The organism is Streptomyces sp. NPDC002643, assembly GCF_053592555.1.
The window spans coordinates 263,418-281,493 of the sequence record NZ_JBSFVY010000003.1 but is presented as its reverse complement, the minus strand read 5'-3'; the positions used below and the strand labels follow the sequence as shown (position 1 = coordinate 281,493).

The 18,076-nt window shown below is 71.5% G+C and carries 12 protein-coding genes; 8 read left to right on the top strand and 4 right to left on the bottom strand.

Translation table 11 applies throughout. The features are described from left to right. The first annotated feature begins 61 nt into the window (after window positions 1-61). Window positions 62-1,771 carry a phytoene desaturase family protein gene (locus ACWD4G_RS06020; RefSeq protein ID WP_451290978.1) on the top strand — a complete coding sequence of 570 codons (1,710 nt, stop codon included), beginning with the start codon at window positions 62-64 and terminating at the stop codon, window positions 1,769-1,771. Next, a complete protein-coding gene (locus ACWD4G_RS06015; RefSeq protein WP_451290977.1) occupies window positions 1,768-2,826 on the top strand; it encodes an MDR family NADP-dependent oxidoreductase in 1,059 nt (352 codons plus the stop codon). The genes ACWD4G_RS06020 and ACWD4G_RS06015 overlap by 4 nt, the downstream gene beginning before the upstream one ends. 122 nt (window positions 2,827-2,948) lie before the next feature. Here ACWD4G_RS06015 and ACWD4G_RS06010 read toward each other — a convergent pair whose 3' ends face one another. Beyond that, on the bottom strand, window positions 2,949-5,324 hold the full coding sequence (locus ACWD4G_RS06010; RefSeq protein ID WP_451291152.1) for a glycoside hydrolase family 65 protein: 2,376 nt from the start codon (window positions 5,322-5,324) through the stop codon (window positions 2,949-2,951). 359 nt (window positions 5,325-5,683) lie between these two features. Here ACWD4G_RS06010 and ACWD4G_RS06005 point away from each other — a divergent pair, with 359 nt between their 5' ends. Continuing rightward, a complete protein-coding gene (locus tag ACWD4G_RS06005) occupies window positions 5,684-6,139 on the top strand; it encodes a pyridoxamine 5'-phosphate oxidase family protein (protein ID WP_451290976.1) in 456 nt (151 codons plus the stop codon). 201 nt (window positions 6,140-6,340) lie between these two features. On the opposite strand, the gene ACWD4G_RS06000 is transcribed toward ACWD4G_RS06005, so the two are convergent. Then, on the bottom strand, window positions 6,341-7,411 hold the full coding sequence (locus ACWD4G_RS06000) for a zinc-dependent alcohol dehydrogenase family protein (RefSeq protein ID WP_451290975.1): 1,071 nt from the start codon (window positions 7,409-7,411) through the stop codon (window positions 6,341-6,343). Between the two features lie 371 nt (window positions 7,412-7,782). Then, entirely contained in the window at window positions 7,783-8,541 is a 759-nt protein-coding gene (locus tag ACWD4G_RS05995) for an HAD family hydrolase (RefSeq protein WP_451290974.1), read from the bottom strand. Between the two features lie 207 nt (window positions 8,542-8,748). On the opposite strand from ACWD4G_RS05995, the gene ppk2 reads away from it, so the two are divergent. Next, a complete protein-coding gene (gene ppk2 / locus ACWD4G_RS05990; RefSeq protein WP_451290973.1) occupies window positions 8,749-9,552 on the top strand; it encodes a polyphosphate kinase 2 in 804 nt (267 codons plus the stop codon). Window positions 9,553-9,667: 115 nt separating this feature from the next. Here the strand turns inward: ppk2 and ACWD4G_RS05985 are convergent, their stop codons facing one another. Further along, complete coding sequence (locus ACWD4G_RS05985; protein WP_451291151.1) at window positions 9,668-10,843, bottom strand: MFS transporter; 1,176 nt, start codon at window positions 10,841-10,843, stop codon at window positions 9,668-9,670. A 382-nt stretch (window positions 10,844-11,225) separates the two neighbouring features. Here ACWD4G_RS05985 and ACWD4G_RS05980 point away from each other — a divergent pair, with 382 nt between their 5' ends. The 4 genes from ACWD4G_RS05980 to narI are packed head-to-tail and all read left to right on the top strand — an operon-like array spanning window position 11,226 to window position 18,073. After that, a complete protein-coding gene (locus tag ACWD4G_RS05980) occupies window positions 11,226-14,927 on the top strand; it encodes a nitrate reductase subunit alpha (protein ID WP_451290972.1) in 3,702 nt (1,233 codons plus the stop codon). A gap of 1 nt (window position 14,928) precedes the next feature. Beyond that, the gene (gene narH / locus ACWD4G_RS05975) at window positions 14,929-16,479 is read left to right on the top strand and encodes a nitrate reductase subunit beta (protein WP_451290971.1); all 1,551 of its coding nucleotides are present in this window, start codon (window positions 14,929-14,931) and stop codon (window positions 16,477-16,479) included. Then, window positions 16,476-17,261: a nitrate reductase molybdenum cofactor assembly chaperone gene (gene narJ / locus ACWD4G_RS05970; RefSeq protein WP_451290970.1), complete on the top strand. Its 786-nt coding sequence runs from the start codon at window positions 16,476-16,478 to the stop codon at window positions 17,259-17,261. Before narH ends, narJ begins: the two co-directional genes overlap by 4 nt. Further along, window positions 17,258-18,073, top strand: coding sequence for a respiratory nitrate reductase subunit gamma (gene narI, locus ACWD4G_RS05965; RefSeq protein WP_451290969.1), 816 nt, complete (start codon window positions 17,258-17,260; stop codon window positions 18,071-18,073). The genes narJ and narI overlap by 4 nt, the downstream gene beginning before the upstream one ends. Window positions 18,074-18,076: the final 3 nt, after the last annotated feature.

Genomic DNA, 18,076 nt, shown 5'->3' with positions numbered 1-18,076 from the left:
GGCACGACATACAGACCCGACCCCGATTACCGGAACCGGCCACGGCCGCCGACGGGAGTCGATGATCATCATCGGCGGCGGTCTCGGCGGTCTCTCCACCGGCTGCTACGCCCGGATGAACGGCTATCGGACGCGGATCTTCGAGATGCACGAGATCCCCGGCGGTTCATGCACCGGCTGGGACCGCAGCGACTTCACCTTCGACTGGTGCGTCAGCTGGCTGCTCGGCAACGGTCCGGGCGGCAGCGAGATGTACCAGATCTGGCTCGAACTGGGCGCGCTCCAGGGCAAGGAGATGCGGCACTTCGACGTCTTCAACATCGTCCGGGCCCGGGACGGCCGGGCGGTCCACTTCTACTCCGACCCGGACCGGCTCCAGGCGCATCTGCTCTCGCTCTCCCCGGCCGACGCCGCGCCGATCCGGGAGTTCTGCGACGGCATCCGCACCTTCCGCAAGGCGCTGACGGTCTATCCGTTCCTCAAACCGGTCGGGCTGATGGGCCGCCTGGAGCGCTGGCGGATGATGGCGTCCTTCACGCCGTACTTCAACACCATCCGCAAGTCGATCACCGTACTGATGACCGACTACGCGCAGCGGTTCCGCGATCCGCTGCTGCGCGAGGCGTTCAACTTCATCCTCTACGAGAAGCATCCGGCCTTCCCGGTGCTGCCGTTCTACTTCCAGCTGGCCTCGCACGCCAACCAGGCGGCCGGGGTGCCCGAGGGCGGTTCGCTGGGGCTGGCCCGTTCGGTGGAGGAGCGCTACCGGCGGCTCGGCGGTGAGATCACCTACAACGCCAAGGTCGAGGAGATCCTGGTCGAGCGGGACCGCGCGGTGGGCGTACGGCTCAGCGACGGCCGGGAGTTCCGCGCCGACATCGTGGTCTCGGCGGCCGACGGCCACACCACGGTGATGAAGCTGCTCAAGGGCCAGTACCTCAACGACACCTATCGCAGGCTCTACACCTCGCTGATCGACGAGCCCGGTCAGCTGTCGCCCGGGTACGTCTCCCTCTTCCTGGGTCTGCGCAAGCCCTTCCCGGAGGGCGACCCCTGTACCACGTATCTGCTGACGGAACGGCAGGCGAGCGAGCTGACCGGGATTCGCTGCCCGTCCATGAACGTGCAGTTCCGCACCCGCCACTACCCGGAGCTGGCGCCGCGCGAGTCCACCGTGGTGTTCGCGACGTACTTCTCGGACATCGCCCCCTGGCGGGAGCTGCACCAGGGTCCGGAGCAGTCCTCGCGGATGCGGCGCGGCCAGGAGCTGCACACCCTGCCGGTCAAGCACGGCAAGGAGTACCAGGCCGCCAAGCGGCGGGTCCGCCACGGCATCGTCTCCTTCCTGGACGAGCGGTTCCCGGGCTTCAAGGACGCGGTGGCCATCGCCGATGTGTCGACCCCGCTCACCCAGGTCCGCTACACCGGCGTCTACGACGGCACCTTCCCCGGCTGGAACCCGTTCGTGGAGGGCGCGGAGACGGTGGAGGAGGAGATCAAGCGCAGCGGCCCGGTGCTGCCCGGGCTGTCGGACTTCTATCTCTCCGGGGTCTGGGCGACCATCGGCGGCCTGATCCGCGCGGCCGCCGCCGGCCGTCATGTCATGCAGTTCATCTGCCGGGACGACGGCGTGGAGTTCACCGCCGAGATCGATCACAGCGCGCCCCCGCCGACCCATGTGGTCATCCCGGTCGGCGGGCCACGGGGGCGGACCCGGCCCCTGGACGAGGACAACACCGCGGCGGACATGGAGACGGGAGCCCTGACATGAGGATCGAGAAGTGGGTCGTCGCCGAGCACCTGGGCGGAGTACCGGACGTCGACCGGATCTACCGGAAGGTGGAGGAGGACGTCGAGATCGACCTCCGCCCCGACGAGATGCTGTTCCGCACCCGCTATGTCTCGGTCGACCCGTACCAGAACGGGATGGCGCTGGAGACGCCGATCGGCCACCACATGGGCGCCGACTCGATCATGGAGGTGCTGGAGGCGGGCCCGGAGGCCGCGTTCCGGGTCGGCGATCTGGTGCAGGGCTTCGGCGGCTGGCGCAGCCATGTCGTCCACAACGGAGCCGAGGAGGCGTGGCGGACCGGCACGTTCCCGATGGTCTTCCCCGCCTACCGCAGGCTCGACCCGTCCTGGTACGACGAGCGGCTGCCGCTCACCACCGCGCTGGGCATCATGGGAGCACCCGGGATGACCGCCTGGGGCACCCTCACCCGGTTCCTGAGCGTGCGGCCCGGGGACACCGTGGTGATCAGCGGCGCGTCGGGCTCGATCGGCACGCTGGTGGGCCAGCTGGCCAGGCGCGCGGGCGCGGGGCGGGTGATCGGCACCACGGGTTCGCCGGGCAAGGCCGAGTATCTGCGCGAGCTGGGCTTCGACGAGGTAGTGCTCTACGACCGGGCCGACGACGCCGGGAAGGTCCGCCAGGCACTGCTGCTCGCCGCCCCCGACGGCATCGACCGCTACTTCGACAACCTGGGCGGGACCGTCACCGACGCGGTGTTCACCATGCTCAACGTGGACAGCCGGGTGGCGGTCTGCTGGCAGTGGGCGACCACGGTGAACGGTGAACTCACCGGACCCCGGCTGCTGCCGTACATCATGTTTCCGCGCACCACGATCCGCGGGATCTTCGCCCAGGAATGGTTCACCGAACCGCTGCTGGCGCAGATGCACCGGGAGCTGGGCGGCCTGGTCCGCGACGGCGAGATCCACTACCACCAGACGGTCCACCAGGGCTTCGACACGATCCCGCACGCCTACCGAAGCCTCTATCTGAACCGGGAGGGCACCCGGGGCAAGGTACTGGTCGAACTCTGAGGAGGTTCAGACCGTCAGGAGGTCCGGACCTGAGTCCCGCCTTCTCCGCCGCCTCGAAGGAGTCGTCCACCGCGACGACCTCGCGCCCGGCCCGAGTGGGCCGGGCGCGCGATGGCCCCGGTTCAGTCCGAGAGGGCGAGCGTGCGGGACTCCCCCGGTGCCACGGAGACGGCGCGGTCGGCGAGGGCCACCACGATCGGGGCTCGGTCGGAGTCGGGCACGGTGATGTGCAGCTGACCGGACCGGAGCCGCAGGCGTACGCCCCAGTGGCCCCGGTAGCGGATGGAGAACCCGTACTCGGACAGCTCGGGGATCGGCACGGGGTCGAGTCTGAGGGTGTCGCCGCGTGTCTCCAGTCCTGTCAGACCGCGCTGCACGAGGTCGAGGGTGCCCGCCATGGCGCCCAGGTGGATGCCCTCGGCGGTGGTGCCGCCCTGCAGGTCGGCGATGTCCCCGGCCAGCGCCTCCTGGACGAAGGTCCACGCCTCGGCACGCCGCGCCCTGGCGAGTACCCAGCCGTGTACGAGGGCGCTGAGCGTGGAGCCGTGGGACGTACGGGCCAGGTAGTAGTCCACGGTGCGATGCCAGATTTCGTCGTCCAGCCGGTATCCCAGCCGGTCGAAGAGCGCGCGCAGTTCGGTGGGGGAGAAGAGATGGCCGAGCATCAGCGCGTCGGCCTGTTTGGACGCCTTGTACCGGTTGACGGTGTCGCCCTCGGCCTCCAGGAGCCGGTCCAGCCGCCGGATGTCGCCGTACTTCGCCGTGTACGCCGCCCAGTCGAGTTCGGCGAGTTCGCCGTACCCCTCGAACTGGCTGATGACGCCGTCGTGGAACGGCACGTGGAGGGAGCGGGAGACGTCCTCCCAGAGTTCGAGTTCGCCGCCGTCGAAGCCGGTGCGGTCGGCGAGTTCGCGGCGGCGCGGCCACGGGAGCGTCCGAAGCAGTTCACACGCGCGGGTGAGAACCCAGGCGGCGGTGACGTTGGTGTAGGCGTTGTCGTCGAGTCCCGGCCGGTCGGCCCCGGGATAGGCGTCGTGGTACTCGTCGGGTCCGACCACACCACGGATGCGGTAGTGGCCGAGGCTCTCGTCCCAGGTCGCCGAATCCGCCCAGAAACGGGCGATCTGCAGCAGCATCTCGGCGCCCTTGGTGTGCAGGAACTCGGCGTCGCCACTGGCCTCGTAGTACCGCCACACGTTGCAGGCGATGGCCGATCCCACGTGGTGCTGGAGGTGCGAGTGGTCGGGCAGCCAGCGCCCGGAGCGCGGGTTGAGGTGCAGCCGCTGGGTCTCCTCACGCCCGTCGCTCGCGCTCTGCCAGGGGTACATGGCCCCGGTCCGCCCGACATCCCGGGCGGCGGCCCGGGCCCTGTCCAAACGGCGGTGACGGTAGGTCAGCAGCGCCCGGGAGACCTCGGGGAAGTGCAGGTTCAGATAGGGCAGGACGAACAGTTCGTCCCAGAAGACGTGTCCGCGGTAGGCCTCGCCGTGCAGCCCGCGCGCGGGGACGCCGACATCCAGGTCGGCGGTGTGCGGGGAGAGCGTCTGCAGGACATGGAACAGATGCAGCCGCAGGACGCGGCCGGCCTCGCCGGGCACCTCCAGGTCGGCCCGGCGCCACAGCAGGTCCCACGCGGTGAGGTGGGACTCCCGCAGCGCCTCGAAGCCGGGGGCGTGGCCGACCCGGTCCACGGCGGCCCGCAGCGGATCGTCGATCGCCGGGTCGCGGGAGGTGAACAGGGCGACTGTCTTGTCCACGGTGACGGTACGGCCGGGCACGAGCGCGAGGCGGAGCCTCTGGACCGCGCGCCGCCCCTCGTGGTGGGCCTCGGGTTTCTCCCCGGTGGCGCCGACGGTCCGTGACGCCATGCCGATGCGGATGTCCGAGGCGCTGGTGCGGCAGCGCAGCCACACCGTGTCGGCGTCCGTCGAGCCGGTGTGGACGTGTACGAGGTGCCTGGCTTCCAGATCCCGGTAGCGCGCCACTCCGGTGTTGCGCACCCGGCCGTCCAGCGCGGCCTCCACCTCCAGTTCGCCCGAGAAGTCCTCGGCGGTGAACTCCGTGCGCAGCGCGGCGAGATGGGGCTCCGCCATGTGCACCAGCCGCAGCTGCCGCACCCTCAGCCGGCGGCCGGTGCCGTCGGCATACGTGGAGCGGCGCTCCAGGAGGCCGGTCCACGGGTCCAGGCCCAGACGGTGGTCGAGAAGCCGGTGGCGGTCCGGGGACAGCCACTCCCCGCCGGTGGGGCGGAAGCGCAGCGGCAGCCAGTTGGGCAGGTTGACCATGTCCTCGTTCTCGACCCGGTGGCCCGCCACCTCGGAGGCGAGCCGGTTGTAGCAGCCGGCCGCGTAGGTGCCCGGGTAGTGCACGGAGTCGGCGCCGCACTCGGGCAGCGCGCCACGGGTCGCGAAGTATCCGTTGCCGAGGGTGCACAGCGCTTCCCGAAGCCCCTCCCGCTCCGGGTCGTAGCCCTGGTACTCCCAGATCCAGTCGCGCATCCGGTCCTCCGGCACGTCGGGCTCCACCGGGGGCCCGCCTCGGCGGCGGGGCCGCGCTAAGCCCCGTGGGCGTCCCATCGTTCTGTCGAGCCTAGAGCCACCGAGTCGCGTTCCACACGGGCATGGCGGCAGACGGGGGACACGCTCCCCGGGAGGGCCCGGTCGTCGGTGCGGCCGTGCATGGTGGTCATGACGCCGTGCCGGCGCACCCAGGGCCGCTCTCATGGACGACCGGGGCCGAACGGCCCTACCGCGGCCCGGGACGGCCACCGTTCCATGGAGGCGCCCGAGCCAGCCCCCGGCAAGCACCCGGCAGCACCCGCCAGCACCCGGCACCCCTACCCGCCCGAAAGATCACGATGCCGATCAGCAACCCCAACGGACCCGCCGAGCCCCGGCGGTCGGTCGACCTCGACACCGACGAGGCCCTGCGGCTGCTCGGCAGTGTGTCCCTCGGGCGGATCGTCTTCACCCGGCACGCGCTGCCGACCGTCCGCCCCGTCAACCATGTGCTGGACGCCGGCCACATCGTCATCCGCACCCATGAGGCCACCGCGCTGACCGCACATGCCCAGGAGGCGGACGACCAGGGCGTCGTGGTGGCCTACGAGGCCGACTCCATCGACCCCGACACCCACCTCGGCTGGAGTGTGGTCGTCACCGGCTACGCCCGCCCGGTCACCGACCCCGAGGAGCTGGCCCGCTATCGGGCGATGCTGCGTCCCTGGGTGAGCGGGACCATGGACCACGCGGTCCGTATCCGCCCGGACCTGGTCACGGGCATCCGCCTCACGGCCGTCGACGCGGACGCCTGACGACGGCCGGGACATTCGGGACGCACGGGACACTCGGGACGCGCAGGACGCGCAGGACGCGCAGGACGCAAGGAACAACGCGGGACCGGCATCCGACGCGGACCGCGTCGGCCGACACCCGTCGTCGGACCCGAGGCCCCGCCGCACCCGGGGCCTCGCCGCACCCGGGCCAGCGAAACGATCACTTCGCCGCCTATCGCGTCAGGCCGCCGGAACGGCGACGACATCGTGCCGGGGCCCGCCGAGCACGACCTTGAGCGCGCCGGTGTCGGCCGCGCGGGAGAAGACGTCGTACGCCTCCTCCATCTCGTCCAGCGGGAAGGTGTGCGTGACCAGGGACGAGGTGGGCAGCCTTCCGGCGGCCGCCATGCGCAGCAGGGTGGGTGTGGAGTGGGTGTCCACCAGGCCCGTGGTGATGGTCACGTTCTTGATCCACAGGTCTTCGAGGTGCAGCGTCGCCGGTTTGCCGTGCACGCCGACGTTGGCCACGTGTCCGCCGGGGCGCACCATGCGGGTGCAGAGTTCGAAGCTCTCCGGTACGCCGACGGCCTCGATCACGACGTCCGCGCCGAGCCCGTCGGTGAGGTCGGCGACCAGTTGCTCCGGAGTCTCCCGGGCATCGGCCACGGCGTCCGCCCCGAGGTGCCGGGCGGCCTCCAGCCGGGACGGGGCCAGGTCCACGGCGACGATCCGCTCGGGCGAGAACAGCCTGGCGGTGGCGACGGCCGCGAGGCCGATGGGGCCGGCGCCGACGATGGCGACGGTGTCGCCGGGGCGGACGCGCCCGTTGACCACGCCCACCTCGTAGGAGGTGGGGAAGATGTCCGCGAGCAGCACCGCGTCCTCGGCGTCCAGGCCGCTCGGCAGCGGGTGGACGGAGAGATCGGCGTACGGGACGCGGACGTACTCGGCCTGGGTTCCGTCGATCAGATGGCCGAGAATCCAGCCTCCGCCGCCCCGGCACTGGCCGTAGGCCCCCTCCCGGCAGTAGCGGCAGCGGCCGCAGGCGGTGATGCAGGAGACGAGCACCCGGTCGCCCGGGCGTACGGTCCGTACGTCGCTGCCGACCTCGACGACCTCGCCGACGGCCTCGTGCCCGAGGACCGTGCCCGGGCGTACCTCGGGCACGTCGCCCTCGAGGATGTGCAGGTCCGTCCCGCAGATCGTGACCGTGACGACGCGGACGATCGCGTCGGTGGGGTCCTTGATCCCCGGGTCGGGCACCTCCTGCCAGGACGACTGTCCGGGGCCGTGGAAGACCAAGCCCTTCATGACGATCCCTGCCTTTCTTCGTCTCCGCCGGGTCCGTGGACCGGTGGCTCACATACGGGCCGGTACGCCCGGAGGCGGGTGCGGTGCCGGGATGGCCCCGCAGCTCCAGCTTGGCTCTCCCCACCGCACCGCGCATGGGCCACTCGGCCCCGGCCCGGTGCCGGAGGGGGCAAGGGGGCTCACCCGGCGGCTCGCCCCCCATGGCCCGCTCAGCAGCTCGCGCCCCCTCACGGCCCACCCGGCGGCACGCCCCCACGGCCCGCTCGTGGCGGCCCCTACCGGAACGGCCCCTCCGCCCCCGAGGTGGTCCAGGTCGGCCCGGGGACAGCACCTGCCCGGCCCATGTGACCGCCGTTCCCCGACTGCCCTTCTCAGCGCCGACGCCCGTCGTCGAGGAGTTCCCCGAGGTCGCCGACCACGATGTCGGCGCCGTGCCGGAGCAGTCGCTCACCGGTGGACGGCCCCTGGGCGCGGTCCACTCCGACGACCAGGAGGAAGCCGCCGCGCCGGCCCGCCTCGACTCCCGGCACGGCGTCCTCGACGACCGCCGCACGGTCCGGGGGAACGCCGAGACGGCGAGCCGCCTCCAGGAACAGGTCGGGACACGGCTTGCCGGCCAGGCCCAGCCGGGCCGCCTCTCCCCCGTCGACCAGGACGTCGAAGAGATCCACGACCCCGGCACCGGTCAGCAGCTCACGGGCGTGCCGGGAGGCGGACACGGCCGCGACGGGGACGCGCGCCGCCCGCACGGCACGGACCAGCCGTACCGTCCCCGGGTAGGCGTCGACGCCCTCTTCGCCGAGCCGTCGGGTGAACAGCCTTTCCTTGTCCGCCGCCACGGCGCGTACCGTCCGGGCCGCCGGCTCGATGCCACGCGACGCGAGGAAGGCGGCGGCACCGTCGAGGCGCGACCTGCCGTCCACGAAACGCAGATAGTCGTCTCGGGCGTCGAAGGGACGCCCCTGCCGGGGATCATCGGGCGGGTGGTCGCGCAGGAAGGCGTCGAAGGCGGTCTTCCAGGCCGCGGCGTGCACCCGCGCCGAGTCGGTGATCACTCCGTCGGTGTCGAACACGACCGCCCGGATCTCCCGCAGAACGGGAGCGAGCGGTTCCAGGGACCCGATGGCCATGTGCCCTCCTTCACGACGGGACGACCCGCTTCACGATCCGGCGTGGACGACAGCGCGTTCCGGCGACTGCCGCGCCGCACGGGACCGAGCGGTACATCCAGGGTGCGTGGTTCCTCGTCGGAAAGTACGGTGACGTTCTGGTGTTCGACCTTGGTCATGGGTGCCTCCGGAACCCATCGACGGAGGTTGTCGGGTGGTGGAGGCGGCATGGCCGGCAAGAAGGCGACGAAGGTGCCGCGCGCGGCGTACGAGAAGGAACTGCTGCGTCTGCAGACGGAGTTGGTGAAACTCCAGGAGTGGGTGCGGGCCGAGGGCGCCCGGCTGGTCGTGATCTTCGAAGGGCGGGACGCGGCGGGCAAGGGCGGCACCATCAAGCGCGTCGCCGAGCACCTGAACCCCCGCGTCGCCCGGATCGCGGCGCTCCCCAAGCCGACGGAGCGCGAACGCACCCAGTGGTACTTCCAGCGGTACGTGGAGCAGCTGCCGGCCGCCGGCGAGATCGTGCTGTTCGACCGGTCCTGGTACAACCGGGCCGGTGTCGAGCACGTCATGGGCTTCTGCACCGAGGAGGAGTACCAGCTCTTCCTCCGTCAGTGCCCCCTTTTCGAGCGGATGCTGATCGAGGACGGGGTCCTGCTGCGCAAGTACTGGTTCTCGGTGAGCGACACCGAACAGCAGGAACGCTTCCGGCGCCGTCTGGAGGACCCGCTGCGGCGCTGGAAGCTGTCGCCGATGGACCTGGAGTCGCTGGCCCGCTGGGAGGCGTACTCGCGCGCCAAGGACGAGATGATGGTGCACACCGACATCTCCGAGGCGCCGTGGTACGTCGTGGAGAGCGACGACAAGCGCCGGGCCCGGCTGAACATGATCGCCCATCTGCTGGACTCCGTGCGCTACCACGAGGTCCCGCCCCCGGTGCTCGAACTGCCGGAGCGCCCGCCGTCGACCGGCTACGAGCGCCCGCCGCGCGATCTGCGGACCTACGTCCCGGATCACGCGGCGAGTCTCTGAGCAGCAGGTCATGCTCGCACGGCCCGCGGGCCCAACCCAGCCAGGGCACGGCGACCCCGGGTAGGGCGTCAGTCGTGCGGGACGACGGGGGCGGGTGCGATCGGTCGCGCGCCGGTCAGTGGGACCGGGCCGTGGCCGTGCCGCGGGTCAGGGCGTGCCGGACGCCGGTCTCGGTGAAGGTCAGGGCCGCCGCGGCGACGAGCCCCAGCAGGACGAGACCGGCGGCGTACGAGCCGTAGGCGCCGTACAGCGAGCCCATCACCAGCGGCGGTACGAATCCGCCGAGGCCGCCCGCGGCGCCGACGACCCCGGTGACCGAGCCGACCTTGTTCGCGGGTGCCATGAGGGCCACCAGGGCGAACACCGCTCCGCTGCCCGCGCCCAGCGCGGCGGCCATGGTCAGGAAGGCGATCGTGCCCACGGGCGCGAGGGCCGGGGTGAGCGCCTGGACGGTGGCTCCGGCGAGGACCGCGCCGAGCGCCACGGCCAGGACCCGTACCGGTCCGAGGCAGTCCGACAGCCATCCGCCGATGGGCCGCATCGCCACCGCGAGGAGCACGAAGCCGGCCATCCGGTTGGCGGCGTCGGCCTGGGTGAGGCCGTAGCCGGTCTTGAGGTAGGTGGGCAGGTAGACGGAGAAGGCGACATAGCCGCCGAAGGCCACGGCGTACAGGGCGGACGCCTGCCAGGTGATGCCGAGGCGAAGGGTGTCGGCCAGCCGTCGGGCGAGCGGCTCGGTGGGCACGGTGCGTCCGGGGGCGTCGCGCAGGAGCAGCGCGGCCAGGACCGCGTAGGCCACCAGTACGGCGGCGGTGAGCAGGAACGGGTCGGCCATCCCATAGGCGTCGACCAGCTTCACCGTGGTCAGGGCGCTGATCGCGGTGCCGCCCATGCCCATGCCGAAGACCCCGATGGCGAGCCCTCGCCGCTCGGGCGGGAACCAGGCGCCGACGAAGGGCACTCCCACGGCGAACGCGGTGCCGCCGACACCGAGGAAGAATCCGCCGACCAGCAGTGCGCCGAGCGACGAGTGGCCCACCAGGCCCAGGTGGAGCACCGGAAGGACGGTGGCCGCCGAGACGAGCGGGAACATCACGCGTCCCCCGAACCGGTCGGTCAGGGCACCCACCGGGACGCGCCCCAGCGAGCCGACCACGACGGGTACGGCCACGAGCAGCGACTGCTGGAAGGAGCTGAGCCCCAGGCTGTCCTTGAACCGGGGGCCGAGCGGGCTCAGCAGGGCCCAGGCCCAGAAGTTCACGGCGAAGCCGGCGGTGGCGAGGGCCAGCATCAGCCACGCACGGCCGGGTACGGCAGGCCCCGTCGGCCCCTCGTTCTCTGTCGTCCGCGTCTGGACCATGTCGTCCGTCCCTTCCCCTTCACACGTGTGCGGGATACCGGGCTCGCACCGGAACCGTGGACGGCGTGCCCGCGGAGCGGAGAGCCCGCGTCAACTGTCCGTACGGGCACACCTCGTGGACATGGGCCATCGGTCCCTGCCGACGGCCGGACGGCCCCCGGGTCCCGTGTCCGGGCGGCCGGCACGGTGATGTCCGGTGTGTCACGGGGCCGTTCGGCCCTGTTCCGGACGGCATGTTGGGGCCGAAAGGGCATCCGCCGGGGACCGGCGACCCAAGGCGCGCCGGGGTCCGCCGCGCCTAGCGTCCCTGGCCATGGACAACGAGCAGAACGCAGGGCGGCGCCGAGCGTCCGGCACCGGTGAGGGCTGGCCGCTGGCCGCCCGGAGGCTGCTGACCCGCCGTGAGGTGTCGGTCGACGGGCGTGCCGTGTTCGGCGGGGCCGACCCCCGCTGGGAGGGCTTCTACCGGGACCGCTGGGCCCACGACAGGGTGGTGCGCTCGACGCACGGGGTGAACTGCACCGGCTCCTGCTCGTGGATGGTGTACGTCAAGGACGGCATCATCACCTGGGAGCACCAGGCCACCGACTACCCGTCGATCGGCGCGGACTGCCCCGAGTACGAGCCGCGCGGCTGCCCCCGTGGGGCCTCGTTCTCCTGGTACACGTACTCGCCCAGCCGCGTCCGGTACCCGTATGTGCGCGGGGAGTTGCTGAAGCTGTGGCGGGAGGCCCGGCGGCGGCTCGGCGACCCGGTGGCGGCCTGGGCCGAGATCACCGGCGACCCGGCCAAGGCACGCGCCTACAAACGGGCTCGTGGCAAGGGCGGCCTGGTGCGGGCCGACTGGGACGAGGTGAGCGAGCTGATCGCCGCCGCCCACGTCCACACCATCAGGACGTACGGCCCCGACCGTGTCGCCGGCTTCTCCCCCATCCCCGCGATGTCCATGGCCTCCTTCGCCGCCGGCGCCCGCTTCATGTCGCTCATCGGCGGCATTCTCCTGTCCTTCTACGACTGGTACGCGGACCTGCCGATCGCCTCACCGCAGGTCTTCGGCGACCAGACGGACGTCCCGGAGGCCGCCGACTGGTGGAACGCCGGCTATCTGATCATGTGGGGGTCGAACATCCCCGTCACCCGCACCCCGGACGCGCACTTCCTCACCGAGACCCGCTACAACGGCACCAAGATCGTCGCGGTCAGCCCGGACTACGCCGACAACGTCAAGCACGCCGACGAGTGGCTGGCCCCGCACCCGGGCACGGACGGCGCGCTGGCGATGGCCATGGGCCATGTGATCCTGCGCGAGTTCCTCGTGGACCGTGAAGTTCCCTATTTCCGGGACTACTTGACGACTTACACGGACGCCCCGTTCCTGGTGACCCTGCGCGAGCACGAGCGGCACGGTCTTGTCCCGGACGGGTTCCTGACCGCCGCCGACCTCGGCCGTGACGAGGAGCATGCCGACTTCAAGACCGTACTCCTGGACCGGGCCACCGGTGAACCGGTGGTCCCCGGCGGCTCGCTCGGCTTTCGGTGGGGAGAGGCCGGGCGAGGCCGCTGGAACCTCGACCTGGGCGACGCGGTCCCCGAGCTGAGCCTGCTCGAACGGGCCGAGCGGATGGCCGAAATCACCCTGCCCCGCTTCGACGAGGGCCCGACGGAGGGCGGCTCGACCATGGTGCGCGGGGTCCCGGTGCGCCGGATCGGCGGGCGGCTGGTCACCACGGTCTTCGATCTGCTGCTGGCGCAGTACGGGGTGGAGCGGCCGGGGCTCCCGGGGAGCTGGCCGTCGTCGTACGAGGACGCGGCGCAGCCGTGCACGCCCGCCTGGCAGGAGACCGTCACCTCCGTGCCCGCCGAGCAGGCGGCCCGGATCGCCAGGGAGTTCGCCCGCAACGCCGAGCGGACACAGGGCCGTTCGATGATCGCCCTCGGCGCCGGCACCAACCACTGGTTCCACTCCGACACCATCTACCGGGCCTTCCTCGCCCTGGTCATGATGACCGGCTGCCAGGGCGTCAACGGCGGCGGCTGGGCGCACTATGTGGGGCAGGAGAAGATCCGCCCGATCACGGGACTGCAGCACCTGGCCTTCGCCTTCGACTGGCAGCGGCCCACCCGGCATATGGCGGGCACCTCGTACTGGTATCTCAACACCGACCAGTGGCGCTACGAGGCCTTCGGGCCGGACGAGTTGGCGTCCCCGCTGGGCGAGGGCCGGTTCGCGGGCCGTGCCACCGCCGACTGTCTGGCCCAGGCGATCCGGATGGGATGGACGCCGGGACACCCCGGCTTCAACCGCAATCCGCTCGACCTGACCGACGAGGCCGCGGCTGAGGGCCGTACACCCGCCGAGCACATCGTCGGCGAACTCAGGTCCGGGCGGCTGAAGTTCGCCGCCGAGGACCCCGACGACCCCGCCAGCTTCCCCCGCGTCCTGACGGTCTGGCGGGCCAATCTGCTCGGTTCCTCCGGCAAGGGCAACGAGTACTTCCTGCGCCATCTGCTGGGCACGGACGCGGCGGTCCGCTCCGAGCAGACCCCGCCCGAGGGGCGCCCCAAGGACGTGGTGTGGCGGGAGGAGGCCCCCGAGGGCAAGCTCGACCTGCTGGTGACGATGGACTTCCGGATGACGTCCACCGGGCTGCTCGCCGATGTGGTCCTGCCCGCGGCCACCTGGTACGAGAAGGACGATCTGTCGTCGACCGACATGCACCCCTTCGTGCACGCCTTCACCCCGGCCATCGCCCCGCCCTGGCAGGCCCGCACCGACTACGACACGTTCCTGACGATCGCCGACCGCTTCAGCGAGCTGGCCGCCGAGCACCTGGGCACCCGTATCGACGTCCTCGCGGTGCCGCTGCTGCACGACACCCCCGACGAACTCGCCCAGCCCGGCGGGGCCGTACGGGACTGGAAGACCGGTGAGTGCGAGCCGATCCCCGGGCGGACCATGCCGAGGCTGGTCACCATCGAGCGGGACTACACCGCCGTGGCCCAGAAGATGCGTGCCGTCGGCCCGCTGCTGGACACCCTGGGCACCACGACCAAGGGCGTCACCGTCCGCCCGGACCAGGAGGTGGCGGACCTGCGGCACCGCAACGGCACCGTCACGGACGGCATCGCCGCCGGACGCCCCTCCCTCGCCACCGCCTCCGACATGTGCGAGGCGATCCTCGCCCTGTCCGGCACCACCAACGGCCGTCTGGCCACCGAGGGGTTCCGGCGGCTTGAGGAACGCACCGGCGGCGAGGGCCTGGTGGAGCTGGCGGCCGAGCGCGAGGCCGAGCGGATCACGTTCGCCGACACCCGCGTCCAGCCCCGCGCGGTGCTGACGTCGTACGAGTGGTCGGGCAGCGAGACCGGCGGGCGCCGTTACTCCCCGTTCGTCATCAACGTCGAGCACTTCAAGCCCTGGCACACCCTCACCGGACGCCAGCACTTCTTCGTCCAGCACGACTGGATCGCGGAGATGGGCGAGCAACTGCCCGTGTACCGGCCCCCGTTGAACACCCGCAGGCACTACGGCGACGAGGAACTGGGCGGCGAGCGCGCCGAGGTGACGGTCCGCTACCTCACCCCGCACTCCAAGTGGTCCATCCACTCCGCGTACCAGGACAACGCCCATATGCTCGCCCTGTCCCGGGGCGGCCCGGTGATCTGGATGTCCACCGCCGACGCCGAGAAGATCGGCGTCAAGGACAACGAGTGGATCGAGGCGTACAACCGCAACGGTGTCGTAGCCGCCCGGGCCGTGGTCACCCACCGTATGCCGGAGGGCACGGTGTACATGTACCACGCCAAGGACCGCACGGTGAACGTCCCCAGGACCGAGGTCAGCGGCAGGCGCGGCGGCATCCACAACTCCCTGACCCGGCTCCTGGTCAAGCCCACCCATCTCGCGGGCGGCTACGCCCAGTTCACCTATGCCTTCAACTACTACGGCCCGACCGGCAACCAGCGCGACGAGGTCACGGTCATCCGCCGTCGCTCGCAGGATGTGGAGTACTGACATGACCCGTGGCGAAGCCGCTGTTGGAAGGGTGATGGCCCAGATCGCGATGGTGATGAACCTCGACAAGTGCATCGGCTGCCACACCTGCTCGGTCACCTGCAAGCAGACCTGGAGCAACCGGCCGGGTGTCGAGTACGCCTGGTTCAACAACGTCGAGACCAAGCCCGGCGTCGGCTACCCGCGCCGCTACGAGGACCAGGAACAGTGGAAGGGCGGCTGGACGCTCGACCGGCGCGGGCGGCTGGTCCTGCGCTCCGGCGGACGCGTCAGGCGACTCCTCTCCCTGTTCTCCAACCCCGACCTGCCCACCATCGAGGACTACTACGAGCCCGTCACCTACGACTACGACAACCTCGTCAGCGCCCCGGCCGGCCCGGACCTGCCGGTCGCCCGCCCCCGCTCGGTCCTCACCGGCAAGCCCACCGCCATCACCTGGGGCGCCAACTGGGAGGACGGCCTCGGCGGCGCCCCCGAGCACGCGGGCGCCGACCCGAACCTGACCGGTGAGTGGGCGCGGAAGGTCAAGTTCGAGTTCGAGCAGACCTTCCTCTTCCACCTGCCCCGGCTGTGCGAGCACTGCCTCAACCCGGCCTGTGTGTCGGCCTGTCCGTCCGGCGCCCTGTACAAGCGGGTCGAGGACGGCATCGTCCTCGTCGACCAGGACCGCTGCCGGGGCTGGCGGATGTGCGTGACGGCGTGCCCGTACAAGAAGGTGTACGTCAACCACGCCACCGGCAAGGCCGAGAAGTGCACCTTCTGCTTCCCTCGCGTCGAGGCCGGCCGGCCCACCGTCTGCTCCGAGACCTGCGTCGGCCGTCTGCGCTACCTCGGCCTGCTCCTCTACGACGCCGACCGTGTCGGCGAGGCCGCCGCCACCCCCGACGAGAAGGACCTGCTGGACGCCCAGCGCGGGGTGTTCCTCGACCCGCACGACCCCGAAGTCCGGGCGGCCGCTAGGGAATCCGGCATCCCCGACGACTGGCTGGAGGCTGCCAGCCGGTCCCCCGTGTACGACCTGGTGTCCCGCTACAAGGTCGCATTGCCCCTGCACCCGGAGTACCGCACCCTGCCCATGGTCTGGTACGTCCCCCCGCTCTCCCCGGTCCTCGACGCCGTCGACGCGGCCGGCGGCGACCAGGACGACCCCGACCATGTCTTCGCCGCCGTGACCCGGTTGCGCATTCCGCTGGAGTACCTGGCGGAGCTGTTCACCGCCGGGGACGCGGAGGTCGTCGCCGGAGTGCTGATGAAACTCACGGCACTGCGCTCGTACATGCGCGAACGCACGCTCGGCGAGACGGGAGACGAGGCGGTGCTCAAGGCCGTCGGCCTCACCCCTCGGGAGGCGGAGAACCTGCACCGGCTGCTCGCCGTGGCCAAGTACACCGACCGGTATGTCGTCCCCGCCGCCCACAAGGAGGACGCCGCCGCGCTGAGCGCGATGGAGAACCGCTGTCCGGTCGAGTCCTCGGGAGAGGAGCGGTCCGGCCGCCGTGTGCTGCTCGGCCTGCTCACCCCGCGCCGAGACACCACCGGAGGCCGCCCGTGAGCCCGCTGCCGGCGACGATCCCCGCCATCGTCCGCACCCGCGTCCGGGCCGCCGTGCGCCGCCCGTCCCGCCGCACCCGCGAGGAGGCCGAGGCCCGTGCCCTGGTGCTGCGGCTGTGCTCCCTGCTGCTGCAGTACCCGGACTGCGAACTCACGAGCGCCCGGGCCGAGTTGACGGCGGCCGTCGTGGACCTGCCGCCCTCCCCCGCCGCCGACCACCTGACCGCTTTCACCACGTGGTTCACCGACCGGGAACCGGACGGGCTGCAACGCCACTACGTGGAGATGTTCGACCTGCGCCGCAAGAGCGGCCTCCACCTCACCTACTACCTGCACGGCGACACCCGCCGCCGGGGCATGGCCCTGCTCACCCTGAACCAGCGGTACCGGGCGTCCGGCTGGGAGGCCGCAACCGGCGAGCTCCCCGACCACCTCCCCGTGGTCCTGGAGTTCGCCGCCCTCGCCGGAACCCGGACGGGCGAGGCACCGCTACGCCGGCACCGGCGGGGCCTGGAGCTGATCCACCTCGCCCTGACCGACGCCGGCTCCCCCTACCGCCATGTTCTCGCCGCTCTGCTCACCCTCCTGCCGCCGCCAACGGAGGCCGACCTGAAGGCTGTGGCCGAACTGGCCGCACAGGGACCGCCCGACGAGGACGTCGGCCTCGACCCCTACGGGACGTACGGGGCCGGTGAGTTCGCGCCACCCGGCACCTTCGTACCGCCCGCGCGGACATCCCCCACCCTCATGCCTGCTCCCTCGCCCCAGGAAGGCCACCGATGAACGCCCCGGACACCGCAGCCGCCCCAGCGAGCGGCGCCGACCTGCTCCTCTGGGTGGCTGTCCCCTATATCTGCCTCGCGGTGTTCGCCCTCGGTCATGTCTGGCGGTACCGGCACGACCAGTTCGGCTGGACCACCCACACCAGTCAGCTCCTCGAACACCGCTGGCTGCGCTGGGGCAGCCCGCTGTTCCACCTGGGTGCCTTCATGGTCATCGCGGGCCATGTGGCCGGACTCGCGGTACCGGCGTCCTGGACGGAGGGCGCCGGGATCTCCGAGCACGCCTATCACACCACCGCCGTCTGGGCGGGCTCGGTGGCGGGCGCGGCGATGGTCGGGGGGCTCGGAATGCTGTGCGCCCGGCGTCTGCTGACCCGCAGGATTCGCCTCGCCACAGACCGCAGCGACAAGTTCCTCTTTCCCTTGCTGTCCGCCACCGTCCTGCTCGGCATCACCGCCACCGTCGCCCACAACGTGTTCGGCGCGGGTTACGACTACCGCTCCACGGTCTCCGTGTGGTTCCGGGGTCTGTTCATCCTGCGACCCCAGCCGGAGGCGATCGCCGGGGCACCGTGGCTGTTCCAACTGCACGCCCTGACCGCCTGTGTCCTCTTCGCGGTCTGGCCGTTCACCCGGCTGGTCCACGTCTGGAGCGCACCGGTCGGCTACCTCGTACGGCCGTACCTGGTCTACCGCGCGCGTGCCACACCCCCGGCCCCGACGACACGGCACAGCCGCCCGGGGCCGACCCCCGGCGGCGGTCCCCGACCGGTCCCCGAGAAAGATCGAGGGGCAGTTTCAGATCTCCTCTGAAAC

Coding starts and splice junctions, on each gene's coding strand:
- ACWD4G_RS05995 (WP_451290974.1), bottom strand. CDS start 8,541: ATGGCCATCGGGTCCCTGGAACCGCTCGCTCCCGTTCTGCGGGAGATC.
- ppk2 (WP_451290973.1), top strand. CDS start 8,749: ATGGCCGGCAAGAAGGCGACGAAGGTGCCGCGCGCGGCGTACGAGAAG.
- narH (WP_451290971.1), top strand. CDS start 14,929: ATGACCCGTGGCGAAGCCGCTGTTGGAAGGGTGATGGCCCAGATCGCG.
- narI (WP_451290969.1), top strand. CDS start 17,258: ATGAACGCCCCGGACACCGCAGCCGCCCCAGCGAGCGGCGCCGACCTG.
- ACWD4G_RS06005 (WP_451290976.1), top strand. CDS start 5,684: ATGCCGATCAGCAACCCCAACGGACCCGCCGAGCCCCGGCGGTCGGTC.
- ACWD4G_RS06000 (WP_451290975.1), bottom strand. CDS start 7,411: ATGAAGGGCTTGGTCTTCCACGGCCCCGGACAGTCGTCCTGGCAGGAG.
- ACWD4G_RS05980 (WP_451290972.1), top strand. CDS start 11,226: ATGGACAACGAGCAGAACGCAGGGCGGCGCCGAGCGTCCGGCACCGGT.
- ACWD4G_RS05985 (WP_451291151.1), bottom strand. CDS start 10,843: ATGCTGGCCCTCGCCACCGCCGGCTTCGCCGTGAACTTCTGGGCCTGG.
- ACWD4G_RS06010 (WP_451291152.1), bottom strand. CDS start 5,324: ATGCGCGACTGGATCTGGGAGTACCAGGGCTACGACCCGGAGCGGGAG.
- ACWD4G_RS06020 (WP_451290978.1), top strand. CDS start 62: ATGATCATCATCGGCGGCGGTCTCGGCGGTCTCTCCACCGGCTGCTAC.
- ACWD4G_RS06015 (WP_451290977.1), top strand. CDS start 1,768: ATGAGGATCGAGAAGTGGGTCGTCGCCGAGCACCTGGGCGGAGTACCG.